At 43.3% G+C, this 25756-nt stretch carries 20 protein-coding genes; 10 read left to right on the top strand and 10 right to left on the bottom strand.

Annotation, left to right across the window (positions count from 1 at the left end; all coding sequences use genetic code 11):
• The first annotated feature begins 81 nt into the window (after positions 1–81).
• Together G458_RS0108065 and G458_RS0108060 are read left to right on the top strand one after the other, a co-directional pair.
• Positions 82–909, top strand: a complete 828-nt coding sequence (locus G458_RS0108065; RefSeq protein ID WP_157359728.1) for a hypothetical protein — start codon at positions 82–84, stop codon at positions 907–909.
• Between the two features lie 45 nt (positions 910–954).
• Positions 955–1803, top strand: coding sequence for an N-acetylmuramoyl-L-alanine amidase-like domain-containing protein (locus G458_RS0108060; protein WP_026951453.1), 849 nt, complete (start codon positions 955–957; stop codon positions 1801–1803).
• A 5-nt stretch (positions 1804–1808) separates the two neighbouring features.
• Here the strand turns inward: G458_RS0108060 and G458_RS0108055 are convergent, their stop codons facing one another.
• The 7 genes from G458_RS0108055 to G458_RS0108020 all read right to left on the bottom strand — a co-directional run bounded on the left by G458_RS0108055 (position 1809) and on the right by G458_RS0108020 (position 12317).
• Positions 1809–2348 (bottom strand): SRPBCC family protein, encoded by a 540-nt coding sequence (locus G458_RS0108055; RefSeq protein WP_026951452.1) that lies wholly within the window; start codon positions 2346–2348, stop codon positions 1809–1811.
• Between the two features lie 130 nt (positions 2349–2478).
• Positions 2479–5181, bottom strand: a complete 2703-nt coding sequence (locus G458_RS0108050; protein ID WP_026951451.1) for a DUF4184 family protein — start codon at positions 5179–5181, stop codon at positions 2479–2481.
• Positions 5182–5193: 12 nt separating this feature from the next.
• Complete coding sequence (locus G458_RS0108045; protein ID WP_026951450.1) at positions 5194–5580, bottom strand: response regulator; 387 nt, start codon at positions 5578–5580, stop codon at positions 5194–5196.
• A 130-nt stretch (positions 5581–5710) separates the two neighbouring features.
• Positions 5711–6163 carry a cupin domain-containing protein gene (locus G458_RS0108040; protein WP_407636955.1) on the bottom strand — a complete coding sequence of 151 codons (453 nt, stop codon included), beginning with the start codon at positions 6161–6163 and terminating at the stop codon, positions 5711–5713.
• Between the two features lie 38 nt (positions 6164–6201).
• Positions 6202–10278 carry a PAS domain S-box protein gene (locus G458_RS21400; protein WP_051287128.1) on the bottom strand — a complete coding sequence of 1359 codons (4077 nt, stop codon included), beginning with the start codon at positions 10276–10278 and terminating at the stop codon, positions 6202–6204.
• Positions 10275–10817 (bottom strand): heme NO-binding domain-containing protein, encoded by a 543-nt coding sequence (locus G458_RS0108030; protein WP_026951448.1) that lies wholly within the window; start codon positions 10815–10817, stop codon positions 10275–10277. The genes G458_RS21400 and G458_RS0108030 overlap by 4 nt, the downstream gene beginning before the upstream one ends.
• Positions 10818–10949: 132 nt before the next feature.
• Positions 10950–12317: a sigma-54-dependent transcriptional regulator gene (locus tag G458_RS0108020; protein ID WP_026951447.1), complete on the bottom strand. Its 1368-nt coding sequence runs from the start codon at positions 12315–12317 to the stop codon at positions 10950–10952.
• Between the two features lie 178 nt (positions 12318–12495).
• Here G458_RS0108020 and G458_RS20425 point away from each other — a divergent pair, with 178 nt between their 5' ends.
• The 8 genes from G458_RS20425 (at position 12496) to G458_RS0107980 (ending at position 22940) form a co-directional block, all read left to right on the top strand.
• A complete protein-coding gene (locus tag G458_RS20425; protein ID WP_051287127.1) occupies positions 12496–13383 on the top strand; it encodes a glycosyltransferase in 888 nt (295 codons plus the stop codon).
• Between the two features lie 38 nt (positions 13384–13421).
• Complete coding sequence (locus G458_RS0108010; protein WP_026951446.1) at positions 13422–14507, top strand: mannose-1-phosphate guanylyltransferase; 1086 nt, start codon at positions 13422–13424, stop codon at positions 14505–14507.
• 55 nt (positions 14508–14562) lie between these two features.
• Positions 14563–17529: a glycosyltransferase family 39 protein gene (locus G458_RS20420; protein ID WP_245579247.1), complete on the top strand. Its 2967-nt coding sequence runs from the start codon at positions 14563–14565 to the stop codon at positions 17527–17529.
• Positions 17526–18347, top strand: a complete 822-nt coding sequence (locus G458_RS0108000; RefSeq protein ID WP_026951444.1) for a hypothetical protein — start codon at positions 17526–17528, stop codon at positions 18345–18347. The genes G458_RS20420 and G458_RS0108000 overlap by 4 nt, the downstream gene beginning before the upstream one ends.
• Complete coding sequence (locus tag G458_RS0107995) at positions 18344–18895, top strand: hypothetical protein (RefSeq protein WP_026951443.1); 552 nt, start codon at positions 18344–18346, stop codon at positions 18893–18895. Before G458_RS0108000 ends, G458_RS0107995 begins: the two co-directional genes overlap by 4 nt.
• Positions 18896–18898: 3 nt before the next feature.
• On the top strand, positions 18899–20080 hold the full coding sequence (locus G458_RS0107990; protein ID WP_026951442.1) for a glycosyltransferase: 1182 nt from the start codon (positions 18899–18901) through the stop codon (positions 20078–20080).
• Positions 20077–20562: a GtrA family protein gene (locus G458_RS0107985; protein ID WP_026951441.1), complete on the top strand. Its 486-nt coding sequence runs from the start codon at positions 20077–20079 to the stop codon at positions 20560–20562. Before G458_RS0107990 ends, G458_RS0107985 begins: the two co-directional genes overlap by 4 nt.
• A gap of 155 nt (positions 20563–20717) precedes the next feature.
• The gene (locus G458_RS0107980; protein ID WP_157359726.1) at positions 20718–22940 is read left to right on the top strand and encodes a T9SS type A sorting domain-containing protein; all 2223 of its coding nucleotides are present in this window, start codon (positions 20718–20720) and stop codon (positions 22938–22940) included.
• Positions 22941–23015: 75 nt separating this feature from the next.
• On the opposite strand, the gene G458_RS0107975 is transcribed toward G458_RS0107980, so the two are convergent.
• From G458_RS0107975 to G458_RS0107965, 3 genes are read right to left on the bottom strand one after another with little or no spacing between them, the layout of a single operon-like run.
• Positions 23016–23783, bottom strand: a complete 768-nt coding sequence (locus tag G458_RS0107975) for an ABC transporter permease subunit (protein ID WP_026951439.1) — start codon at positions 23781–23783, stop codon at positions 23016–23018.
• Complete coding sequence (locus G458_RS0107970) at positions 23776–24519, bottom strand: ABC transporter ATP-binding protein (RefSeq protein WP_026951438.1); 744 nt, start codon at positions 24517–24519, stop codon at positions 23776–23778. The genes G458_RS0107975 and G458_RS0107970 overlap by 8 nt, the downstream gene beginning before the upstream one ends.
• On the bottom strand, positions 24503–25738 hold the full coding sequence (locus G458_RS0107965; RefSeq protein WP_035467930.1) for a nitrous oxide reductase family maturation protein NosD: 1236 nt from the start codon (positions 25736–25738) through the stop codon (positions 24503–24505). The genes G458_RS0107970 and G458_RS0107965 overlap by 17 nt, the downstream gene beginning before the upstream one ends.
• Between the last annotated feature and the right edge of the window lie 18 nt (positions 25739–25756).

Below are 25756 nucleotides of genomic sequence, written 5' to 3'. Positions count from 1 at the left end.
CCTAAGGATTTAAAAAATAAAATTTACTAACTATATAAGTTAACAGGATTGATTCGTTTTTCTGAAAAAACCAATCAACCCATGAACTCCAAAACCTCCTTTTTCTTTACGATAGCATTTTTGCTGGGATATTCTACTTTGGCTCAAGTGAAAAATCATGCCGTCTATACCAGATTTAGACTGCCAGCCTCAGAGCGTTCAGCTTTGCGACAGGAACTCAGTAGGGAGAATGGTCCTTATTTGCTTTTTCAGGGTGGAATGAGAAAACACTCCACTGACCAAGAGAATTATTTCCCACTTTACCGGAGCTCCCTATACCATGGAATAGTAACTGGAATTTATGGTTATCGAATCAATAATACGTCTTTTGAAGTAGGAATGGGCTTTATATGGCATGTTTCCAGAAACCTTCATGAATTGAAAGGTTTCGAAAAATCCGTCCCCATCTATTCCAATTTTAACTCCATAAATCTTCCTATCGGATTTCGGTACGATATCCCGACCGGAACCAAACAGAACTTTAGATTCGGGGCTCATACCTCCTTGAATTTACTAATACACCAAACCAGAAAACCCCGAAATCCGGATATTCTTTACCACTACTTTACCCAATGGCCTTCTACTGATTATGTGGATTACGTGGTAAGAATAGAGGACAAAGGTCTGACCGGATTTTTCAAAATCGGTATTCATACAGAAATTAAAGTATTCAAGTCCTCTTCACTTCTTTTGCAGCTAAGCAGGGCAGTATCACCCTCTCCTTCAAGAGTTTTAAATGTCAACTGGAAATATCAAAACCAATCCGGAAGCTTTAGAGATGAGGTCAAACTAGAAGGAACAATTGTAGAACTGGCCTATAAGCTTCCTTTGAATATTCTTAACCCTCAAAAATCAATTCCTAAATCTTAGTCCAATGAATTTTCCTAGATTTGAAATGATCCTTTTGTTCCTTCAATGAAAAAATTACTGGCCACCCTACCACTCCTTTTGGTTATAAATCTCCTCCAAGCCCAAACAGTCTGCACCTTGGAAAGCCGAAAGCTATTGGATCAGGAGTTAAGCAAACTTTCAACCGAAAAAGGAAAACACGAAACCATCCAGGAATGGGTCATTGAAATCGGAAAAGACTTTTTGGGGACTCCCTATGTGGAAAAGACTTTGGAAATTCCTGGACCGGAGCAATTGGTCATCAACCTGCAGGGTGTGGACTGCACGACCTTTTTGGAATCCGTGGTGACTTTGGCCAGAATGACAGAAATGGATGAGATTAGCTTTGAGCGATTTGAGAAGGAATTGGAAAAAATCCGCTATCGTGCCGGTAAAAATATAGGCTATCCAAGCCGACTACATTACTTCACCGAATGGATCGTAGACAACCAAAAAAAAGGGGTTCTTAAAGATATCACAGCTGAAATCGGAGGCATTACTTACCCCAATCGGCCGAGCTTTATGTCTGAAAATCCAAAGTATTACTCTCAGCTCAGTGATCCCGGCAATGTGGAGAAAATCAAAGAGGCGGAAGCTGAAATCAGCAAATACTCCTATTCCTTTATCCCTAAGGAACAGATCCAATCTTTGGAAAAAGGGATTCAATCCGGAGATCTAATCGCCATCACTACTCCGATGGCAAACTTGGATGTGGTACATGTAGGCTTTGCCATCTCCCAAAATGGCCGCATTCACCTCCTCCACGCCAGCTCTAAAAACAAAGCCGTAGAGATTTCAGCTCTACCTCTTCATGAGTATTTAGCTACCAACCGTGGCCAATCGGGGATTATGGTGGCTAGGCTGAGTGGAAACTAGAACGACTAGTTTTCCAATAATTTCTTGAGGTTCTCCAATCCCACCCGGAAGTCGTCCGCAATCATTTGCTCCATTCCCATCATCGGAATCATCAGATTCATAGGATAAGCCATTTTCCCTTCAAAACCCCAACCTACTTCGGTCTGATTGGCTCCAAGGGAATTGAAGGTCATATAAGCTTTGTCTTTACCTTCAAAAGGCTCAAAGAATCTCAGTTCGTAATCTATCCGCTCCATTTCCTGGATGGCTAGGATTTCCTGCTCCCCATGGCCCACGTCTGGATTGGCACTTTTCCAACCAGAGACAAAGCCCACAGTCCCGTCTTCTCCTTCATAGTAATGTTCCATATCAGGATCCATCAGCTGCCACTTACTGTACTGATCTTGATTTTTCAGGAGTTTGGTAAAATCATACACCTCTTCAATCGGGCGGTTGATGGTGATTTTTTCCAAAACCTGATACTCATTTGGGATAAAAAGCCCATAAAGCAACAGGCCAACTATGGCCAAAAGGAGAATTAAGCCGGTGATTTTTAAGATTTTCATAGGATGGGTGTTGTTTAGTATAATTAAATCTAAGTGGAAAAAGATAAAAAAGGAAGCCCCAGCAAATCCGAAGGCATGAGGGACTCCCCGAGGAGAGGGTGATTAGCAACTTCTCGTCCTCTTTACTGATTTAAAATTTCTTCTGGATATTTAGAGTAACGTAATGAAAGCGATATCCTGTACCAGATGCGGAGGCGACGTTGGAAAATTGTCCTGTGAGACCTAGATCAAATCCTGAAAGACGATAGACCAACTCCAACTGTGCCCGGAAAGTAGGTTCCCAGTCCAGTTCTTCTATTTTCTGAAGCCCTGCAGCGCCTTGAAATTTGGCAACCATCTTGGCTACCAAAGGCATTGGAGTGCTGTAGTCCACAAACAGTTCTGTGCTCAAAAAACGCTCTGGAGCAAAATATAGAGTCGTCTCTGAGTCTGAGAACCGAAGTGCAGAGAAGTTCAAACCAGTCTTCAAGGTTGGCTCTGTACGAAGCACTCGGTAAATAGACCCGAAAAACTGCTGCCTTGAATTTCCGTCATTGATGGTCCCATAGCTTCCTTGGGAAAATATCCCGGTTTTACCGTCCAGCATGATGTGAGTGACGTAGCCCAGATTTTGACTCCGGATATTTTTCCCCAAGAGGTCAGCAGTGAAGTTCAGCAGTTCCGAACTGTAGAAAACTCCAAACATTCTCCTATCATTTGGCTGATAGCGAGTTTCAAATTTCCCGGTCAATCCACTGTAGGAATCACCGGTATCAGGACTTACTTGCTGAGCCACCAATTCCCCTTGAGACTCTACAGCCGGGCTCCATCTATAGCCCAATGTAGCCGCCAGAAAATTACTCCTCGTGAATTGATCTTCAGGGGATGTGACTTGGTTGGATCCTGCACGGATACCCGCCTGAAGTCTGGATTTCTGTTCATTTCTCCAGAAAATCGCCTGTTCCAGTCTTCTGTTTCCTCCGATATCTTCGAAAAATCCAAGCTGAACACCTGCGGTATGCGTATCAGCCTCCGCAAGCATCCCTTCAATTTTTTGTCTTTGAGAAGCTGAAAGTGAGTCGCCAAGATTTTCCAGTATGGCCTCTGCCTTCTCCCATCTCTTTTTACCGATCAAAACCTCCGTAAATTCCTGGATATAGTAGGGCTTTGGAAATGCATTTACCAAGCTATCATAGTAGATCAATCCTGTTTTATAATTTCCAGAAGTAGTCCAAAGTCTAGCCTGCATGACTAGGTATTGATCACGATCCACCAGGCCTTTATTTTCTTCCAAAAACTTCCCGGCTTCTTTGGTCTTGATATTCCAAAGCATGGCATTGAAATAATTCACCACAGCACCTTTGTGCAAAGAGTCCTGGGCCCAAGCCTCATAGGCAGCATTTAATGCTTTTCCTGGATTTCGGCCCATAAACAGGGCATAAGAAAGGTTGATGCGGGTGATGGTGGCCTCATAATCCAAGGGTAAGAGGGCCTTGTAAGTAGAAACTGCCTGTCCAAAATCCTTCGCCTGAAGGGAAAGATCTCCTTTGAACAATAAGATTGGAGCATCGACAGGATTAGAAACCAGAATGGAATCCAGACATGCGATTGCATCGAGAAATTTTTCCTCTGCCCGCAAGGCTGTGGCTTTCTGAATCCACTGCTCACGGACCTCCGCCGACATAGTTTCTTGGGCCTTTACCTGAACTGAAACCAAGAAAATAATTGAAAGGAATGCTACCAGTTTCCAAAGACTCTTGATAACTTCCCTAAATTGTGAAACAACATGGATATAACTACCAAGGAATTTACGGTTCAAGGACAGAGCAAACCCACTTGTAAAATCGAACTCAGCGGGGAGGCTAAGGGCGGAAGCAGTGAACTTTTGAGAGCAGAACTCGACCGGCTGCTCGGAGAACCTTTTGAAATCATTTACCTCGATGTCAGAGGAATCAGCGACAACGACCTGGGCTTTATCAACGAAGTGATCCACATGCATTACACGCTCACCCAGCATCATCGGCAATTGATCTTGCTCTACCGAAAAGGCTCCGATTTTGAAACTTGGATCAATACTTCCGGCATTGATAAGTTCATCGAACTGGCCGTCACTCCCTGAGCTATTTTCAGTACGATAGAATTCGAATAGACCGATCATTGCTGTGGCATAGAAAAAACTCCCGACTACCATCACAAAGCCATCCCAAAAGGAACTGAACTCAGGATAAAATTGGATTCTCAAACCAATCCACAAAATGGAAAGCCCAAAAGCCAAAGCCCAAAATTTCAGGGTTTCTTTTGACTCGGATGGAATAGCTTTTCCCTTGGGCATTCTCCAAAAAGCCACCCCCAACCATACCAAACCGACGACACTGAAGCCATACTGAAGTCCCTCGTAAAGAGGAAAAGTTTTTCCGGCTAGGGTTATAGAGTTTTGAAGTGATTCAAAAGCCAAGACAATCCACCCGTCAAAATGCGTCATGCTATCCAAACCCAAATGGGTGAAGATTCCGAAAATCAGGGAAAAGAGAAACCATCCCCAATTCTTCTTCATGGAATCAAGGACTCCAGGATTTAGAAATGGTGAAATTCGTCTCTGGATAAATGAAGGTAAAGAGTGGATCAAGGGGCTTTTGATGAATAGATGAAAAAGTACCGCCACCAGAATTCCGACCGGAATATCAAACAGGAGGATTCCGTGAAGCTTATGCCCTATATTCTCATCCAACCGAAGCTTGAAGAAAAACTCCAAGTCCGGAACCATACTTCCCACGATCAATCCCGTTTGGGATAGTCGATTCCCAGTCTTGGAAGCGGGAAGTATAGCTGCAGGATGAGCGAATGTAAAAGGCATTAGGTTTTGGGTTTAGACGGTATGAAAATTATCCAAGGCTTGAAGGACCTGGAGTACGCTTTGTTCGGTGGTATGTGCTTTGAGCAAATATTCAGTAGATCCATATTCCATGGCAGAAATGGCTACTTCCAAATCCTCAAGTGCAGTACAGAATACGACTTCGATTCCTGTGTTGTAAGATTTGATTTCTTTAAGAATATCCAGACCATTGCTGGCTCCCAATTGATAGTCCAAAAACACCAATCCTGGGTTTAACTTCAGGTTCTCAATACAGCTTTTTCCATCTTCGAAAGTATGGATATCCGAGAATCCTAGACCTTCAAGGATCTGGGCCAAAATGGCATTCCAGAAAGGATCATCATCGACAATAAAAACGGGGAGTTGTTGTAAATTTTTCATGGCTTTCAGTTTTGCTCTAGTTATTTCCAATCTAGTGCCGATAAAAAAAAGTGCCTCAAAACCATTCTGAGGCACTTTTCAATTTTAATTATTCCAAAATATGGAATTGATTTCCAGTTTTTAGATGGATTTATCTTCCAAAATCATCCTGCAAGCGTACGATATCATCTTCATCGGAAGGATGAGAGGCATCAGTATGCTGCCAAATCTCGGCGACCACGCCCCAGTCTTCCAAGCCGATTAGACGGTGTCTTTCCCCCTGTTGAAGTTTGATTTTGTCTCCTACTTTTAGGATTACTCTCCCGCTTTCTTCGTCAGTAAGGCTAGTGGCCACAGCCACCGCCCCATCGATGCATCTCCAAATTTCTGCTCTTCGGAAATGGTATTGCCAACTCAGCCTCTTTCCGGGAGCAACCAGTAATATTTTCGGGCTTAGCTTCTCGGAAATTTTCAGAGATTCGAAATCCTCCTCTGGAAAAAACTGCTTCGCAAACTGCGGAGCCTGGCTTTCCTCGATCACTAAAAAACCGCCCCAGGGTCTTTCTCGATCCTGCTTGACGATGGTAAATCCGAAGGAGTCCATAAGCTCCTCGGCTTGTTTAAAAACAGAGTTCTTTTCTTTCATTTTGTATTTAATTGAATGTCCTGGACAACCCACTGAAGTATATCTTCCATATGGAGGATGATTTGAGTCATTTTAGGACTGTTTTTTTCAGATAAAATTTGTTTTTCAAGTTCGACGACTTCTTCGCTGATTTCCCGGATACGCATCATTTTAATGGAAGGCTTGATCTTATGAGCCACCTTCCGGACCGTATCATAATCTTCCGAATCAAAGGCCTCCCGGATCTCTTTCATCCCTTCTTTGGCATTGGTACAGAAGATCTCAATCATTTTTTGAACGAAGTCTTCATTGCCTTTTGCAATTTGATTGAGCTCGTCCAGGCTATATCTAGGTACCTCAGAAACCGGTTCCTTTGATTCAATAGTTGCCTCTTGGATCTCTGGCTGATGCCCCAAAACTCGGGAAATGGCCAAAATTAAGTCCTTTTCCTGAAATGGCTTGGAGATAAAGCCATTCATCCCTTGATTCAGATATTTCTGCTCATCCCCTTTTAGGGCGAAGGCTGTTAAGGCAATGATCGGCATATCCGCATGTAGCTGGTTTCGGATAAAATGGGTAGCCTTCACCCCATCCATGACCGGCATTTGGATATCCATCAGAATCAAATCCAAATCGGTAGATTTGACTTTATCGATAGCTTCCTTACCATTATTGGCCGTAAAGCATTCTACTTGGTACTGCTCTAGGATAGTCAGAGCAAGCAATCTGTTAAAATCATTGTCATCTACAACCAAAATCCTTTTTCCTTTTAGGGGATCCGCGGATAGCTGCTCTTGCCTTTCCACTGGCAGATCACTTTCCACCCCTTTTTCCAAAGGCAGTATGATGTGGATTTGAGTCCCTTCACTTTTTTGGGAAGTAATGCGCATCTCCCCTTCCATCAGATTGATCAGTTCCTTAGTAATGCTCAAACCTAGTCCGGTACCCCCATATTTTCGGGTGATGGAGGAGTCTTCCTGCACATATTTCGCAAAGTCTCCGGAAATAAATTCTGTATCCATTCCTATCCCGGTATCCTCCACCTCCAGCGAAATCACCTGTACCTGTTCATGATCTTCGATCAGTCTGCAGGCCATAGTCACCTTTCCTTTTTTGGTAAATTTGATCGAATTGGAAACCAGATTCAGGATAATCTGATTGATTCGGAAGGGATCCCCTTTCAGTACTTTGGAGATTCTTGGATCAAACTCACGAATCGAGAAACTCAGACCTTTTTCTTCAGCCTTGGGAGTCATCATTTTTTTGGCCCGACCCAAGACTTCCTTCAAATCAAAGCCAATAACTTCTAAGGTCATCTTACCTGCCTCAAGCTTAGAAAGGTCCAAGATATCTTTGAGCACTACCATCAAATGGTTGGCAGACACCTGTATGGCAGAGAGATAGCCTTTTTGACTTTCATTAAGTGGGGTTTTGGCGAGCTGTTCGCCCATACCCACGATCGCATTCATCGGAGTACGGATCTCATGACTCATATTCGCGAAGAAGAGTTCTTTCGAGCGTCTGGACTTTTCGGCTTCCTCCCGCTGACGGATCAATTCCTTTTCTAGTTTCTTCTGGGCAGTAATATCCAGGTGAATTCCTATGGAGCCGATCAATTGGCCATTGTCATTGTAATTAGGCGCACCGCTGACATGCCACCATCTCAATTCCCCATCTGGCTTTTTGTACTGCAATTCATAAGAGTCGGAATTTCCATACTTTCTGGAGGCTGATTTTTTCAGCAGCGTTTTTTTAGACTCTTCAGTCAAAAGCAGATCCGTGGCTTTGGTGCCAATTAAATCTTCCATCCTATATCCTGCCATTTCGCAGAAAGTTTGATTGGCATGCAGCACAGTCTCCTCGTTATCCACTTCAAGCAAGCCTAGACTCATATTGGAAATGATGTTCCTGAATTTCTCCTCTTGCTGAATGATTCTAAGTTCAGATTGCTTTCGGGTTTGGACATTGATCAGCATTTGTGCAAACACAAATAATAATTCCACCTCTTTCTGGGAATATTTATGGCTATGCCTAACCGAATCAAAGCCCACAAAGCCCACCAATTCTTTTCCAAGAATCATGGGAATGGCGATAAGACTTTTGATTCCCTGCTCTTCCAAAACCCCTTGAAGCTGATCAAATCCTTGTTCCTTGAGAGCACTGACTTCTGGCACAAAAAAGGATTCCCCACGCCGGTGTGCCTCTAGCCATTCGGGAATATCATTTAAGGAAACTTGCTGGGTATTTTGAATCTGAGGAGCTATCCCTGGAGCGCACCATTCGTGATTACAGCTGCAGGTCATGGCTTTTAGATCATAGGAAAACACATAGGCTCGGTCTGCGTCCACAAATTCCCCAATGCGTTTCAAAGAGGCTTGGATTTTTTCATCCACCTCCTGAAGGTCCATGTTGATATATGTGGTGGAAAGCTCGATCAAGATATTCTTGAGATTTTCCTGTGCCTCCAAAAGCTCCTCGGTTCGCTTTCTTTCTGAAATATCACTCAAGATCCCATTAAGCCTGAGAGCACCTCCATCTTCCTCGGTAAGCCTTCCTTTCACGTGGATCCACTTGATTTTTCCAGAGGATGTCTTCAGTCTTAATTCTCTTGAAAACTCTTTCTTCTCAACTGCTTCCTGGATGATCTCATGGAATACATGATGGTCTTTTTCATAAATCAGAGGGAGAATCCATGAATTGTCTTTCATGATAGTCTCCATTTTCAGCTCAAAGAGGTCTTCAGCCGAAGGAGTGAAAAAGATACTTTCCAGCTCTGGGAAAGTCACAGCCCATATTACGTCTTTGAGTTCAAAAAGTACGCTTTCGAGTTTCTTATTGACTGCCAGTAATTCCTGTTCAGATTCCTTCTGTCGGGTTATATCAGAGTGAGTACCGATGATTTTGATCGGCTTTCCTTTGCTGTTTTTTTCGATGACAATTCCACGATCCAACACCCACTTTACAGCTCCATTTCTGTGTCTGATTCTGTAAACCAATTCATGGGAAGATATTTCTCCTGCCCGGTATTTTCGATCATTTTCCTGAAGGAGAGTTAAATCTTCAGGTACTATGGATTCGTACCAGAATTTGGCAAGATCTGTTGCTTCTTGAACATCCAAGCCGAGAAAATTATTGGAAAGATTGGAAAACTGGGTTTTTTCTGTCCTGAAGTCATGTTCCCAAACATTGTCCCCGGAAAACTCCAGGACCTTCTGAAAAGTCTGTTCAAAGGTCTTCAGTCGTTCTTTGGACTTCTTTTCTTCGGTAATATCCTCGATCAGAGAAAAGCAGTTCAAAAACTTCTCTTCATTGTCACGCATGATTTGACCATTGATTCTGGCCCAAAACCAAGTTCCGTCTTTTCGATAGTGCTTGAGCTCAACCTTGAAAGGTTGCAGGGAAAAAAAGGCCTGGAGCATCTTTTGAATCTCCTCTAGATCGGTCTCCGGACCTTTGCCCAGTTCGACAGGAGTTTTGCCCAATACCTCTTTTTCTTCAAACCCAGTCATCTTGAGGAATCCTTGATTGACGTAGGTGATATTTCCCTTTTCATCAGTATATAAAATCCCGTTGGAATTGGCAGAAGCGACATAAGAAAGCTCCTTGAGTTTTTCTTTTTGGACATTGACTGTATCTACCAAATGCTTGAGATCCTCAGTCACCAATTCATGGTTTTTGACTAAATGGAGTAAATCAATCAGGGGATCTACCGGTGCAAAATCGGATAGGGATAAGTTAGTTTCCACCACTTCCTCTATGGAATTGAACCAAGGCGTACCCCAGAACATCAACAGCTTGGAATCGGGATAATAGTCAAATTGTCCCCTGAAAAGGAGGTTGTCCCGATCTTTGATTTTCAGAAGAATGGTCTGGTTTTCCAGGTTTTTCAGGTGATCCAGCTTGTGGGATACATTTCCGGGCCTGACAATTTCGAAGAGCTTGTCAAATCTCTTCTTTTGGATATCCCCTAGGAGCTTTTGTAAGCTCGAACCTTGACAAATGACCATAGCAGATTCATCCAATCCAAAATGAAATGGAAAAACCCGGTCAATGTGCTCGGATGAAAAATCTAGATGTCCTCCTGGAATGCTCACCAGCTTACTTTAAATGCTTCATGATCTGAACCTGTAGTTTTGCTGAGGGTATGTTCCAGGGTTACGGGACTTTCATATAGTTTTCCCAAACCCAAAAGCAGTCCTCTCATAAACGAAACCAAACCTTCTCTTTTAGAAAAATAGTGAAGCACAAGAGAATTGTCTTCAACTTCTGAAATTTTAAATTCCGGTGGCGTCAGCTTGGGGTAAATCATCATAATCCTATCATGGAATAAGGGTAAGTTCATCAAGAATTCCTTCAGGTTATTTCCCCCGGCTTGCATCAAGCCTCCATATTTTTCCATACTGGTCTTGAGGATCCACCATTCTCCGAAGGCCACCAAAACTTCATCTACAGAAATTCCAAGTACCTCCGAAGCAGCAACAGCCAGCTTGAAAGTAACCGAATCATCATAGGGCTGAGTACTTATAAAATAATCGATATCTATCCCGCTTTTGAGCTTGATAGCCTCCCACTTATCTGGGCCAAAATTAGTTTCTACTAGGTTTTGAATCGATTTATTTACAAGTCCATACATGTTATTTGGGGTTTTTAATTCTTTTGCATAGTTCAAGCCAAAGGAGAAAATCTGCAATTACAGGCCGGAGAAGCATTATTAGGAAGTTTTAAATTTGTCAAACTTTCCAATTTTTGGAATTTTTTTCCAAAATCAGGAATCTTCAAGAAGGATCTCTCCGTCCTGGATCATTTTGTAAATGGTGCTTTTTCCGATATCCAAAGCTTTGGCTGTCTGGATGACATCGCCTCCATACTTTTTTAAATAAACCCGGACAATATCACAGGTATGCTCCCGAAGTGTTTTTTGTTCAAAAAGAAATAGGTTGGTTTCTTTTTGAGGGGAGAAAAATGAGATATCATCCGCCTCAATTTCTTTCCCATCTGCCATTACAGTTGCCAGTTCCACGACAGCTTTTAATTCCCGTACATTTCCAGGCCAAGGATAGGACATCAATTTTTCCTTGGCGGAGTTGGAGAGACTCTTCGGGGCTTTTTTATCTGCCTTTGCGGCTTCATCGATAAAATGCTTGGCCAAAAGCAAAATATCCTGCCCTCTCTCTCTCAAAGGTGGGAGTTCGATCGGAAGGCCCATAATCCTGAAAAAAAGATCTTCCCGGAAATTTCCTTTTTTCACTTCCTCCGAAAGATTCTTATGCGTGGCAATAAGAATCCTGACATCCAGCTTGACCTGTTCATTTCCTCCGACGCGAGTTAATTCACGTTCCTGAAGAACCCGTAAAAGTTTGGACTGGAGGTTCAAATCCATCTCGGCTATTTCATCCAGAAAAACTGTCCCCCCATTTCCCTCCTCGAATTTGCCAATCCTTCTTGCAGTCGCCCCGGTAAAAGCCCCTTTCTCATAGCCAAAAAGCTCACTTTCGATCAGATCCTTGGGAATCGCGGCCATATTTACCGGCACAAACTTTTTCTTTTTCCGGTCACTATTATAATGGATTGCCTTGGCGATCACTTCCTTACCCGTACCAGTCTCTCCGGTGATGGATACGTTGATTTGCGTTTTGGAAGCTTTTTCGATCAAAACAAATGTCCGCTTCAGAGCCGGGCTTTGGCCGATAATCGTGTTTTCAAAAGAGAATTTTTGCCCCAACTCCTCTTTCAGCACTTCCACTTCTTTTTTCAGAGATTGGTTTTCCCGGATTTTGATCACACTGTTCCAAAGCAAGTCCTTGGTCGCATCATCCTTGACTAAGTAATCTGTTACACCGGCCTTCAGCAAATTCACCGCAACAGAAATATCCTCCTGCCCACTGATCATGATCACAGGAATATTCGGGTCCGTTTCTTTGATCTTATTGAAAAGCTTGTCACCGGACATATCAGGAAGGCCAAAGTCCAACGTGATCAAATCCGGCTTTTTTGGAAGGTTTTGAAGGCATTCTTTGGCTGAGCCAAAAAGGGTAACCTCATAATCTGGATTTAGACTTAGATGATAGTGAAGAATCTGACCATACCAAGGATCATCCTCTACAATAAAAATCTTGAACTGACTCATAGACATAGGATTGAACTCAATAAAAGGTAAGAACAAATCAGTTATTCTGATTCAAAATCTGGAAAAAATTCCAATATCTGGAATATAAAATACCTCAAATAAACTTAATCTATTGATTTACAGTATTTTATGATTTTGGACATTAATTTGAATTAAAGTTGGCACGGACCATAAATCAAAACAAATGAAAAAGCCATCTGAAAATACAAGAATCAATCCTGTTCAGAATATGCTCAAAGAAGCACTTAACTATGAACCGGTTGTCAAGCATCAATATGCAATCGTAGTTCCTTGCTACAATGAGGAAGAGCGGTTTGCCTATCAGGAATTCAAAACTTTCGCAGACCAGCATCCAGAAGTTTTGATCTGTTTGGTAAATGACGGAAGCAAGGACAGGACTTTGGCAGTTTTGAGAGGTCTTCAGACAGAGTGTCCTTCCAACGTTTGTGTCGTCAATCAAGCGCAAAATGGTGGAAAAGCGGAAGCCGTCAGAAGCGGAATGCTATTCGTACACAAAAATTATCCATCCAGCCTGATCGGATTTTTGGATGCAGATTTAGCCACCTTGCCAGAAGAATGGTTGATGATGGCGAAATTTAAAGAAGCCAACCCCAAGTTTGGTGCGGTGGTAGGAAGCCGAATCAGCCGATTGGGAGCAAATATCCAGCGGGATGAGAGCAGATCTTTTGCCAGTAAGGTGATCAAGAAGATGATCAGAACCATCCTAAAGGCAAACTTTCAGGATACCCAGTGCGGTGCAAAGATTTTTCAGAGAAACTTGATCCCATTTTTATTTAGCAAGCCATTTAATACACCTTGGTTATTTGATGTGGAGATTTTCTTGAGACTTCAGGAAAAGTTTGGAAAAACCACCCTACAGCGGGGAGTTTTAGAATACCCATTGCTTCACTGGACAGAAGTCGGTGACTCCAGATTGAAATTGAAAGATACTATTAGAATCCCTCTTCAACTGCTGAAACTGTACTACAACTACCACATCAAGTCTAAGCCAAAGTCTTTGGTCAGCAAGTCCAAAAAGCAAAAAATCAAAATCCAGCCTACGCTTAACTAAGCTGAAATTTTTAACCACAACCTGTAAACTATAGAACCATGAAAAATAAAAATCATTACGTCGCAATTATGGCCGGTGGAGTTGGAAGTCGTTTTTGGCCCATGAGCAAATCCAGCTTTCCCAAGCAATTCCTGGATATTCTAAATACCGGAAAAACCCTTATTCAGAGTACCTACGACAGATTCTCGAATTTTATCCCAGAAGAAAATATCTACATCGTCACCTCGAAAGAGTACGTAGGGATCGTTCAGCAACAACTGCCAAACCTTCCGCTCGAGAATATCATTGCTGAGCCGGAAAGAAAAAACACCGCAGCATGTGTAGCCTACTTTTCTTTCAAGTTGAAAAAGATGAATCCCAAAGCCAATTTTATCGTGGCCCCAAGTGACCACCTGATTGGAGATTTGGATTTGTTTGAAGAAACCTGCCTAAAGGCATTGGATTTCACCGAAAAACACGAAGCATTTGTCACTTTGGGAATCCAGCCCAATCACCCCAATACCGGATACGGATATATCCAAAAAGGCGAAAAGAACGAAGCTGAAAACGTGTTCCAGGTAAAGCGATTTACTGAAAAGCCAGATCGTGACACCGCTAAAAAATTCCTGATGTCAGGAGAATATTTCTGGAACTCAGGAATCTTTATCTGGAAAGCAGAGGATATTATTCAGGCCTTCTGGGAGCATGCAAGACACTTTTATGACTTGTTTCATGAGGCTATGCCGGCGATAGGCACACCTGAGGAAGAAAAGTCCATTGAAAAAATTTACAGCGAATGTCGATCTATTTCTATTGATTATGCAATCATGGAAAAGGCCAAGAATGTGTACGTGATTCCATCCTATTTTCAGTGGAATGATTTGGGAACCTGGAACAGTGCTTGGGAAAACTTTTCCAAGGACGAGTCTCAAAATGCCTGCAACAGCAAAAGCACCATTTTGGTGGACAGCAAAGGTTGCTTAGTACATAGCAACGAGGAAAAGCTCATGGTAATCGGTGGCTTAGATGACTTGATTATCGTCAATACCCCCGAAGCTTTGTTGATTTGCAAAAAAGAAAATGAACAACAGATTAAAGAATATGTGGCCAAAGTAAAAGAAATCAAGGGAGAACTTTATATTTAATTGCCCTTGACTTTTGCGGATGAATCCACAATCACAGAATTTATGGTCCGAGTTTATGGGAAAGAGATTACTTCTGGTAGCTCTTTCCCTTGGTTTATTAACGCATGGAGTAATTATGTACTTCACGCTGACCCAGACTTATGACGCGTACGTTCACATTTTTTTTGCAGACCACTATTCCCGGTTTTGGTTCGAACCCTGGGAATACCGCTGGTACACCGGATTTCTGACGATCAGCTACCCCCCTTTGGTCCATCAGGCAGTAGCACTTTTGGGGAAAGTCTTCCCGTTCAAAGTAGCTTTTGCCATCTATGGAACTATTGTTTTTGAAGGGCTCATTATCGGTGTCTATAGATTTACCAAGATCTTCTACGACAAAAGAACCGCAGGCGTAGCGGCAATTCTGACCGTGATCCTGAGTTCATTGGTAGAAACCCTGCACGTATATGGGCAAGTCCCCACCCTGACCGGTCTGGCGCTTCTGCTCAACTCCATTCCATTTTTATATCAATACATCAAGAAATCAGATTTTAGATACCTGATTCTTTCCTTGGCTTTTATTGGGGTGGTAGTCAGTTCCCATCATGTGACAGCCATCTTTGGGATGGTGTTTTTCATTGCACCGACCATGCTCATGGCTTTGGTAGATGGCTCTGCCGATTTAGCCAAGCGCCCCCTTTTGGGCAGCTTTATTCCCCAGCTTTTAGTCCAAGCTTGGAAAAAGAAAAAAGAGATTCTCCTTTTCGGGATTTTGGCGATATTCTTCACCATTACCCTGATTTTCCCTTATTGGTACTGGAGCCGAACTGACCCCATTAGCCAAGTCCCCATTCCTCACGGTTCCAGGGACAATTTCATGGAAGTCACCAGCTCTGGGCTGATTTTCTATGTCATCCCACTATTACTCATATTCGCGCTTTTGCCCGCCATTTCCTGGCTGATTACCCGACACAAAAGACATTTGGGTTGGGCTGTATCCTTTTACCTCTGTCTGTTATTGGGAAGCGGGGGCACCACGCCTCTTCCCAGGATGATGCTTGGCGAAACCGCCTTCAACATCCTGACACTGGACCGGTTTGGTTTTTGGGCTTCTATAATCGCCATTCCCTACCTGAGCCATTTTATTTTATCCTTTATCTCAGGAGATGTCCGGCAATATTGGGTCAGGAAATTCGGTGAAACCTCCCATTTTCTCCTTTCTGGATTGAGTGGCCTGTCCTACTTTCTGTTCATTATCTACATCTTTCATCTAGCTAGTTTTAGACCTCTCCAGCCTTCTGAGGTAAAGATTGAGCCCATTCTCAACTTCCTAAACCGGGATGACCACATGCGATGGAGGTATTTGACATTGGGATTTGGGGATCAAATGGCTTGGCTTAGCGCCAATACTCTAGCTGCCAGTATTGATGGGAATTATCACTCGGCCAGAAGGCTTCCTGAAATGACCTCCAAAGCCGTGGAACGCCTGGAAAATGCCAAATACCTCTACGAGGAAGGCATGGCTAGCTTGACGGACTTTCTCACCGACTCGGAGAAATACCAGCTCAAATACATTTTCAGCAACGACCGATATTATGATCCCCTACTGTTCTATACCGGCTGGAATAGAACTGTCCAGCTGGAAAACGGTATCATGGTCTGGGAGAAAGGGAATATCTCAACGGTACAGCCTGTACAGCCTACCGAACTTCATCCGGTATTGAAGTTGGTATGGGGAATCTTTCCTTTTTCTACCGTTGCCATCGCCTTTTTGCTCACCCTGCTTTATCTGTTTCAGTTCAAGAAAACACAGGAGGAGCTGATCTCGGAGGAGGTAATCCCCGATTATCCTAAGCCGGTTATTTACTTTTCCTCTTGGCTTCCATTTATGATTTTCTCAGGCTTTTTAGTCATCCGGGTCTATGAGCTCCTCTTGGTCAATGAACAAAAAGACCCCGGCACAGCGATCTATACCTTTTACGACCATCTGGATTTTCAGCGTTTCGAGGATGCATTTAAGTTCTTCAAACCTTCCCCTGATTATTCCCTCGATCAATACCTCTTGGAAAAATCCGTGAAAGACGGAGGTCTCCTCCCCTCTTTTGCCAAGCTGGATCAACTCAAACTTGACACTTTATCGTGGGAAGAATCATCCGCGTCATTTCTGGTTCATAGCCGCTGGAGAACCTCTTTAGGACCACGTGAATCCAAGGAAAAGATGGAGTTGGAAAAAATCAACGGAAGCTGGTACATCCTACCTCCTAAGCTCAATCTGGAAATTCCCGAGGAACAAGTGATTTCGTACTCCTATACCCTTTTCAAAAAGATGGGTAAAAGGGTGATTTCATCCTTCCCAACTGTGAAAGATGACCGCGTAAAAAAGCCTTTTGCAGCATTCTATCAGGCAAATCTGGTCCAAGTGGACAGCACGCTTAGCCTCACCGGAGAATTGATCAATGCGGACAACATCCCCATCAACATTTCCCTGAAAGCCTATCTGAAATTCAATAACGACAGCACGGTCATCGTCTATCCAGAGAAAGAGATGCACTACAATCTGGCCCCAAAAGCCCTGACGTATTTCAAAATCGGGCTGGGGAAAATTTCTGCTGAAGAACTTCTTTCCATTGAGCTTGAAGCAGAAACTGACGTCACAGAACGAGGGTATATCCGGGGAATATCTACTGCTTTCGAAGTCCTTGAAGAAGCTGCCGAATCTTATCATCTGGAAGTATCCATTGCCAATCCTCTGTCCGTGGAAATCACCATTCCGGGAGTTATGATGTCAGAAAGAGACAGCTTGGGAAGAGTGCTCAATGTAGAGATTGGCGTCCATCCGGCTTCCATCCGCAGCGGACTTGCCAAGACCTTTCAATTGGAGTTCCCAAGGCTAGGTTCTAAGGCAAAAGTCCTAGAAGATTTCCCGGTTTCCCTGCGCATCAACGGTCAAAACAGGCTGTTAGTCAACAAATCCTGGAACCAGGATTATCCCATTCAGATTTTACCTCACTCCTTTATATCTCCGGAAATCTATCTCCAATGAGGCAACTGCTTATCCATATCGTCCTTTTGGCTTTACTTTTTTCTTGTCAGGAAAAGGAAGTAAAAGCACCTGTATGGCTAAATCCAAGCAATCAATGGGGAAAGGATTTTCCTCCTCTGGAGTTTTCGGTAGAGGAATCAGACTGGCAAGCTTGGCTTCAGACACCCTTACAGCCGATTTTCCTGAAAATTGATTCTCAGGACGAAAAACTCAGCCTTTCCTTGCCTGAAAAAAATCTCTGGATCCAAGGACAAGCTATTCTAATCCTCGGCCATAAAGAGAGTCGTTTTCATTTTCCGCTCTACCTGAACAAAGCCGAATCAAACTCAGAATTGGTGGACCTCCGAAGTCCAAAAACTGTCAATACTGATAGCAGTTTGGTTCAGCAGCAAATGCTGCTGATAATCGATCAAGCGGGAAATATTGACTCTTTGGATAAGGAAAATCTTTTCAAGGAAAACTACCTTTCCATTAGCCCGAAAACAGGAACCTATTCCAGCGATTCGGGTACTCCTCTTTCGAGTTTTTATGTAGCCAGCGGAACTCCGGTTTCACTTTCTCTGAAGCACAGAATGGATCTGGCGGGACAAAAAATCATTTTGGAAACCGGCCCCTTAAATGATGCCTTTGGAAATCAGGTGCCTGATGGAACCCTGATTACATTTAGCTTGAAAAAAGGCTTGAAAACCTGGACTATTGAGGCTTTTACCAGCCGAGGATCTGGATATTTAGAGCTGGAAAGAACCAGCTTTGAGGGCGCAAGTGTCAGGGCTAATATTGCCCAGGTTTTTTCATCAACCTTAATTCTTCAGCCATGACCCGATACCTTTTTATTCTTTTCTATCTCTTGGTTGGAGTCCTTCTATTTTCTCTGGCGAAGCTTCAAATTAGAAGGGATGAGGTCCCCTATTTCCTCAGGTTTGATTCGATTGCTGCAGCCCATGAGGCAGATATTGAGATCAATGTCGAAGCTTCTTTTCCACCCAATGAGCAACAGCTTGAGGTGTTGAAAAAGGATTATCTGGCCCTTTGGGCTCATTTGAATGCCATCTATGAAACCAATGACCTCAAGCCCAGCAAAGACCGCTTTACTGAACGCATTTATTCAAATTTGGCGATAGCCTATCCCGGAAAAACTACGGGGCTGGGACAGCGAAAAGATTTAAATCACAAGCTACTCATCCAAAACTGGTCTAGAGATGGACTTGCCTGCCAGATGATAGATTCCTTACAGTTTGCCTACCTCCTTCCGGATTCCGCTCAATATCAAACCGATGCAGTCTTAGCTTTAAGCTTGGTCTATCAAGGTGATAATTGGAGACTGGATGGTATTAAATTTATAGACGAAAAACCACTTTCCCCATAAACCATGAAACTAGCTTTTATAACTCCCTACCCACCGAGTCAAGTCACACTCAACGAGTATGGCTATCACCTTACCCGAAGTTTTATTGGTAAAAAAGAGGTGGATAAAATCTTCATTCTTACCAATCACCTGGAGGATGACCGCGAATATTCCAGATATGCGGAGGAAGGCTTGGATATCATCCCCTGCTGGGATTTCGACAGTTGGTTTACCGTCCTGAAGCTTCGCAAAAAGCTAAAAGAACTTCAACCAGATGCAGTCATTCTAAATCTCCAGTTTATGACATTCGGATCCGGGAAAATTCCGGCTGCTTTGGGGCTTTTGACTCCCTGGATGTGCAAACTGCTTCAAATTCCCTCGGTGGTCATCCTCCACAACATCACCGAAACTGTCAAATTGGATACGATTGGAATGGCAGACAGCAAGTTTAAGGGAAATCTCTTCCTCTGGATAGGAGAGCAACTGACCAAATTTATCTTGAAAGCAGACCTAGTCGGGGTGACTATTTCCCAATATGTAACCATTCTCAAGGAAAAATACCAAGCCAAAAATGTGGTTCTTTTGCCTCATGGCAACTTTGAACTTCCGGAACGAAACTATCTCCCAGAAAATCTCAAAGAAATTAACCTGATGGCTTTCGGGAAGTTTGGAACCTACAAAAAAGCCGAAGTGATGATCGATGCGATGGAGATTTTGGAGAAAAAATACCCCGATCTGAAATTCAAATCCACCGTAGCGGGAACCGACAACCCAAATGTCAAAGGATATATTGACAGTCTCAAGGCCAAATATTCTCATCTCCCCAATGTAGAGTACACCGGATACATCCCAGAGGAAATGGTGTCCAAGATCTTTTGGGACAGCACCTTTGTAATATTTCCTTATACCACGACCACTGGTAGCTCAGGCATCCTACACCAAGCGGGGAGCTATGGCCGGGCCTGTATCCTCCCCAAAATTGATGATCTTGAGCGCGTAGTGGACGAGGAAGGCTATGGAGGGGCATTTTTCGAAACTGACAATGCAGAAAGTTTGGCTGAAGCCGTAAGCTCGCTAATCGATGATCCGGAAGAACGCAAGCGCATTGAAGATCAAAACTTCAAAGCTGCCAAAGGTCTTCCGATGGGCGAGCTTGCTCAATGGTACCTGAGTCATATTCAGAAGCTTTTACCCAAAAAGAAATGAGCCTGCTCGTCAAAGCCATTGAGGGATTCCTGCGTCTCTTTTATCCCATTTTCAAAAAATGGATGAATTACCAGGTGTATGCTTACCTGGCTGTAGGTGCCATAAACACCGCTCTTAACATCTTTCTTTTTGCGGCTCTTTATGAGTGGATACTTCCTAAAGAAGGATATGATATCCAAGGTTATAATGTAGCCTCCTACACCGTGGCCCTGATTATCGCATTTTTTGCGACTATCCCGACAGGATTCTGGCTGAGTAAAAACTTTGCCTTCAAAACAGAAACCAAGGCAAAGAAAAAAACAGGCATTCAGTTCTTCAAATACTTCCTGGTAGTCGGGCAGGGTTTGGGAAGTGATTATTTGCTGCTCAAGGCTCAGGTGGTATTGTTGGACATGGAACCGACCGTAGCTAAAATCATTTCTACTGTAATCGTCCTGACTGTCAATTTCCTGTTGCAGAAATACTTCACGTTCAAGAAGTAAGACTTAAAATTGGCTCTCATATTATTCCAAAATATGGAATACACTTAATCCTATTCCAAAAACAGGAATAGAAACAATATTTAAAATACTCATTTTCAATTATTTATAATTTGGCCCCGAGATTGAATCTATTCTAGAAACAATTCTCAGAGGTCATGAAAAATAAAATTTTTGTTGCAATTCGGTTTGTCTTGATGTGGACATTGGTGGTATCATCCTGCCATCAGGTATTAAGTCAGGAAGTAGACAACAAACGTTGCCCTGAGGTCTATAAAAGAAACAACGGTAATGGCCAGCAAGTCACTGAATTTGCCGCCAACATCAGTCCGGTGAGTCCCTACTTCCTTGCTGCGCTTTCTTCCAAAAGCCAGGGAAATTTCACTTTGGGCTGGGGCCAACCCATTTTATACCCGCCTGTCATCACCAAAACCTGGATTACCGACTCTGAGGGATCTTCTAACTTGAATTGGGCATTTGGAAACAACAATACAGGATCTCCTTTCAATCCCCCGGGAATTCCTTCTGGAAATGAAGTCAAATACACTTTTTACAATAACAACCTTCCTACTGCCGGGATCATCACTTTGGAATTTACAGATCCATCTGATGGCCTTCCGATATGTACCTGTTCCTACCCTTTGAGTTCAGGAAATGGAGTTGGAGGATTGATTTCTGAAGAAAACCTTCGAGTGAGCTCCGGAAGTGATGGAGGCCTCGAAAGCAAAAGCTTGGGGAATGCCGTAATAACCCGCGCATTTAACCGAGTACAACAAGACCAAGGAGAAATCAATTATACCAAAGCTAAGCGTTGGGACTCCAAGGCTGAAGCAAGAATTCAAGGCTTGGTGTTGAATCAACTTTCTCCTTCAGAATCCATCCTTGGTCAAGATTTTATGGCATACCTAAGTAGCCCCACAGATTTGATCAACTTCACCAATGCAGAAGAGGTGATTTCCATAGACTATGTCAAAGGAGGGAACAACCTAGCCACTTATTTTGCGACCAAGACTTCTCAGCGAGTCTATGACCACACCAAATATGTCTGCGACCGGCTCAAGGGTTCCGAGATTCTGGCAGTGGACAGCGTGGAGATCGGTGGGTTTCACTTTCTAAGAACCCTCCTCAGTCCTGAACAAGGGCTGAATGAATATGCGATTTCCTTTTCTGTAGGAATTGACTCCGGAAATGAATCACTCGGCTTGCAGTCCGCTTGGTTGCTGGAGGATTACAAAGCTTATCCCGAGCATTTCAACTTCCAATTTTGGAGCGCAGATGGAAAGCTCTTGCAATCGCTGATCCTGGATCTTTTGAATAATCTAAAATTCCAAGGAACCATAAACCAGGTTACTCAAGTCTCTGTTCCCCAGATTTTGATCACCAAAGGTCACAGAAATCCAAACGAACCCGGTAAAGTCACCCTAAAAATCCTCAATCAATTAGAGGCAAATGAAGCCAGCCTAAGCTATGAAGCCAAGGTTTCAGAGACCTCCAATGAGATCATCAACCAACAACTTACTTTCCCCTTGCCTTCCAAAGGCTTGCATACTATCACTCTGGACTTGAAAGATTACGCCGAGGCTGCCGTCTTTTTAGGAAATAAAAACCAAACCACAGACTATGTCTTTGACAGTGATGGGTTATGGAACTATTACCTGCCAGAAGGATCCAGCCTGAATGATTTTACGGTATCCAATGGCACCACCGAAGACTCTACGGCCAATTATCCACTTTTGAGAAAAGTGGATCTGTCAGCCCAAACTTCCACCTATGGCACCATTTACAGGACAATTCGAGGCGGTGGAATTCCTGCTGATTTATCCGGATATGAGTACTTGAGCTTTTCTGCCAAAGGTTCTGGTGAGCTTGCGATTCGATTGATTAAAAAGTCTGTGGACAAATACGAAGATCACTACACGCTCACTGTACCACTTACAGGACAAGAGTCCCAAGTTCAAATAGCTCTCAAGGATTTTGTGTCCACCGGCATCAATCAAAGCTTGGACCCTTCTGATCTGGTTATGATCTCTTTCACCAATGAGGGATTTTCGAATTCCGGTCTTATGGAATTAGCTTTGGACAAGGTCAGGTTCACCAATCAAAAAGAAATCACCGCACCTGCGAAGGCAGAAGCTTTTGTCTATCCAAACCCTTTTGTCGGGAAAACCAATGTCATCTTTAAAACCCGAACCGGTGGAGATATGGTTTTGGGAGTTTATAATCTAGCTACCGGAAACCTGGTTTATGAAGAAACCATCTCTACCGTTCCGGGAGAAAACCAAAAAGAATTGATCCTAGACCAAGCCGTGAAAGATGGATTTTACATTCTCAAAATCGGTTCTTTGACAGAATCTGTGACAGCAAAACTCTGGGTGCAATAAGAATCTATTTCTCTATCCCTTCACTAGGGATCCTAGAAAGGGACCTCAGGAGTTATCCTTCGAACTTTAACTCTATCAAAAATCCCTTTTTCTAAAAACCCGGGTGGCAAGATAATTCGGAACAAGCATCCATATCACCAAGGCAAATGTGGCAATTAAAATGCCTGATCCACTGGAGAAGAACTGTTGGAAAAAAGCCCCTGTATAACCCATCAAGGCCGAAATATCCAACTGCATCAGCATGAGTATTCTTCCCAAGTCAACAGGATTTAGCATGACCAGTGCCAAGGTGGCTTTTTCTAATGGATAATCGGCAAAGCTGTAAATGATGTACAAGACCAAGCCGTCATAGACCAAGGAAAAGTAAATCCACAGCGCCAGACTTATTCCGATGGCTTTGGCTTTGTCTCTAGTGAGTACGCTAGCCAAAAATGCAAATCCTGCAAAGACTGAGCTTAACACGACTCCAACAACCAGAAGCGTAAGCAAACTGCTATCAGCACCCCAAAGCATCATAGGAAGTCCAAAACCCAGCAAAATGGATAAACTCAGCATAATCACTACGGCCAGGAGTTGGCTGAGAAACACGTGAATCCGCTTTACCGGCTGAGCCAGCATCAATTCGATAAACTCCAGATTATTGTAAAAATGGGTAGTAGCAAAAACCGCCGAAATCAACGGAATAAATAAGATCATGATGTTCATCAGACTCAGAGAGACTTTGCTCAGATCGTCCGAAACCTGATAAATCGAAATCGCCACCAGAGCCAAAAACACAGTATAAATGATGGCAAAGCGTGATTTCAGAATATCGTAAAGTGCGTATTTGAGTAACTTAAACATGATTCAGTATCGTTTTTTTTGACTTTTTTTTCAGGGTCCACTCCATCAGCTTGGCAATGGCCGGGGAAAACTTGCTCTCTCCAGTGATTTCCTTTAGCTCTTCGATGGTATTGGAGAAAAACACCTCCCCTTCATAAATGTAAATCGCACGGTTAGTCAGCTCCTCCAGATCACTAAGGATATGGGAAGTAATCAGAATCAGCTTTCCCTGAGCCCGTTCCTTCTTGATTTTGGTTTTGAGCAGTTCCACCGCAATAGGATCGAGTCCAGCAGTAGGCTCATCCAGAATGAGAATGCTTGGGTGGAAGAGAAAAGCCAAGGCCGCAGAGACTTTTTGACGGGTACCGCCAGAAAGAGTCCCCATGGCTTTATCTTTCATTTCCTCCAGGCCAAAAGCCTCTACAAGTTCCAAATCGTAATTTTTGATCTCAGGACGCATGTCTTTCATCATGGAGAAAAGCTGCCCGATTTTTATGTTGGCCGGATAGTGCCCAATCTGAGGCATATAGCCAATCTGCTTTCGGTAGGATACATCGCCTTGGATGGACTGACTTCCTACGGTAATATCCCCACTGTCAGGAATCACCATTCCGAGAATGGTTTTGATCAGGGTTGTTTTACCGGAGCCGTTAGGCCCCATGAGCGCATAGCTGTTGCCGAGCTCAAATTCCAGATTGAATTCATTGAGCACTTGCAGCTTGCCAAATTTTTTGGATAGGTTATGTACCGAAATCATAGGGTCTCATTTTGGGTGAATGATCAATCATTTCATCTGGAGTCATGGTTGGAAGGATTTTTTCCATCCGATCCAATAAGGTCACCAGAAAACTCCTCCAAAGCATAACTGAGGCAGGAATTTTTTCGACGATCACACTGTAAAGATTGATAGGGCGATAGGGCACGTCTCCGATTCTGTCACGATTGAGATCGTAACCCTCATATTTGTCCCAATAGTTTTCCTTGAGTTGGTTGAGTACTAAGTTGCCATTCGTACTGATATCAAAGGTGTTTCTTGTGAAGTTGTTGGCCTGGAAGAGATTTTGGTCACAGCTCGCCATCAGCTTTAGCGCCCAGCCGTTTTCTTTGAAAGTATTTTCCTTGAAATCAATCCGGCTGCTGCCTTCCATGTAGATTCCAACCGTATTTTTCAGAAAGACATTGCCGATCACTTTACTGTCTGATATATCTTTCAGCAAAATCCCGTAGGCACTACTTCCCCAGTTTTCTTCAAACCGGTTTTCCTGCATGGTCACGTTTTTGGTGTACATGACCGCCACACCCGCTCCATTTCTTTTGAAGGTGTTTTTCAGATAGGTATTGTCATGAGAAAACATAAAGTGAAGCCCATAGCGCATATTGCCTTGGATGAAGTTTTCCTTGGCTAGAGTATTGGTCACAAACTCGAGGTAAATACCATCCCGATGACCGGAGACCTCATTTTTCTCTATCAGGCTGTCCTTGCATTTCCAGAGATGAATGCCATTTCCTACTTCAAATTCCCGACTGGCCGATGCATTCACTTTGTTGTTTCGAATGGTCAGATTTGAGGAGTTGGAAAAGTGCAGACCAAAAAAAGTATCCACCAATATATTGTTTTCAACGGTGCAGTTTTTGGAATCGAAGAACTTGATTGCCGCCGAGTCGTCCATGTTGGATTTCCCGGTTCGGATAAATTTCAGGCCCCGGATCAATACATTTTCGGAAGCTACCAGAAAAATATTGCCTTTATTCTCACCGTCCATGACCGGGTGATTATTGCCGATTAAGCTCAAAGGCTTTCGGATTGTCACTGCCGAAGCTTGATAAGTTCCGGGGGAGAAAATCAAAGTATCTCCTGCAGCTGATCGATCGACAGCAGCTTGGATGGATTGTCCTGGCTTGAGAATGATTTTGTCTGCCTCTGCATGGATGGCGTACAGGCACAAAATCAAAATCAATGGGAAGATTCGGTTCATGGCTTTTCTGAGTTCGAG

This window comes from Algoriphagus mannitolivorans DSM 15301, assembly GCF_000429425.1.
GTDB lineage: Bacteria > Bacteroidota > Bacteroidia > Cytophagales > Cyclobacteriaceae > Algoriphagus > Algoriphagus mannitolivorans.
The sequence above is the reverse complement of the archived record's forward strand: the minus strand, read 5'-3'. Positions and strand labels throughout refer to the sequence as shown.

Bases quoted from the DNA above. Each gene is read 5' to 3' on its own strand.
- G458_RS0107990 (WP_026951442.1), top strand. From the start codon at position 18,899: ATGAAACTAGCTTTTATAACTCCCTACCCACCGAGTCAAGTCACACTC.
- G458_RS0108045 (WP_026951450.1), bottom strand. From the start codon at position 5,580: ATGAAAAATTTACAACAACTCCCCGTTTTTATTGTCGATGATGATCCT.
- G458_RS0107975 (WP_026951439.1), bottom strand. From the start codon at position 23,783: ATGTTTAAGTTACTCAAATACGCACTTTACGATATTCTGAAATCACGC.
- G458_RS0108050 (WP_026951451.1), bottom strand. From the start codon at position 5,181: ATGCCTTTTACATTCGCTCATCCTGCAGCTATACTTCCCGCTTCCAAG.
- G458_RS0107970 (WP_026951438.1), bottom strand. From the start codon at position 24,519: ATGATTTCGGTACATAACCTATCCAAAAAATTTGGCAAGCTGCAAGTG.
- G458_RS0108040 (WP_407636955.1), bottom strand. From the start codon at position 6,163: ATGGACTCCTTCGGATTTACCATCGTCAAGCAGGATCGAGAAAGACCC.
- G458_RS20425 (WP_051287127.1), top strand. From the start codon at position 12,496: ATGAAAAAGCCATCTGAAAATACAAGAATCAATCCTGTTCAGAATATG.
- G458_RS0108010 (WP_026951446.1), top strand. From the start codon at position 13,422: ATGAAAAATAAAAATCATTACGTCGCAATTATGGCCGGTGGAGTTGGA.
- G458_RS0107980 (WP_157359726.1), top strand. From the start codon at position 20,718: ATGAAAAATAAAATTTTTGTTGCAATTCGGTTTGTCTTGATGTGGACA.
- G458_RS0108055 (WP_026951452.1), bottom strand. From the start codon at position 2,348: ATGAAAATCTTAAAAATCACCGGCTTAATTCTCCTTTTGGCCATAGTT.
- G458_RS0107995 (WP_026951443.1), top strand. From the start codon at position 18,344: ATGACCCGATACCTTTTTATTCTTTTCTATCTCTTGGTTGGAGTCCTT.
- G458_RS0108020 (WP_026951447.1), bottom strand. From the start codon at position 12,317: ATGTCTATGAGTCAGTTCAAGATTTTTATTGTAGAGGATGATCCTTGG.
- G458_RS0107965 (WP_035467930.1), bottom strand. From the start codon at position 25,738: ATGAACCGAATCTTCCCATTGATTTTGATTTTGTGCCTGTACGCCATC.
- G458_RS0108030 (WP_026951448.1), bottom strand. From the start codon at position 10,817: ATGTATGGACTTGTAAATAAATCGATTCAAAACCTAGTAGAAACTAAT.
- G458_RS0108065 (WP_157359728.1), top strand. From the start codon at position 82: ATGAACTCCAAAACCTCCTTTTTCTTTACGATAGCATTTTTGCTGGGA.
- G458_RS0108000 (WP_026951444.1), top strand. From the start codon at position 17,526: ATGAGGCAACTGCTTATCCATATCGTCCTTTTGGCTTTACTTTTTTCT.
- G458_RS0107985 (WP_026951441.1), top strand. From the start codon at position 20,077: ATGAGCCTGCTCGTCAAAGCCATTGAGGGATTCCTGCGTCTCTTTTAT.
- G458_RS0108060 (WP_026951453.1), top strand. From the start codon at position 955: ATGAAAAAATTACTGGCCACCCTACCACTCCTTTTGGTTATAAATCTC.
- G458_RS20420 (WP_245579247.1), top strand. From the start codon at position 14,563: ATGGGAAAGAGATTACTTCTGGTAGCTCTTTCCCTTGGTTTATTAACG.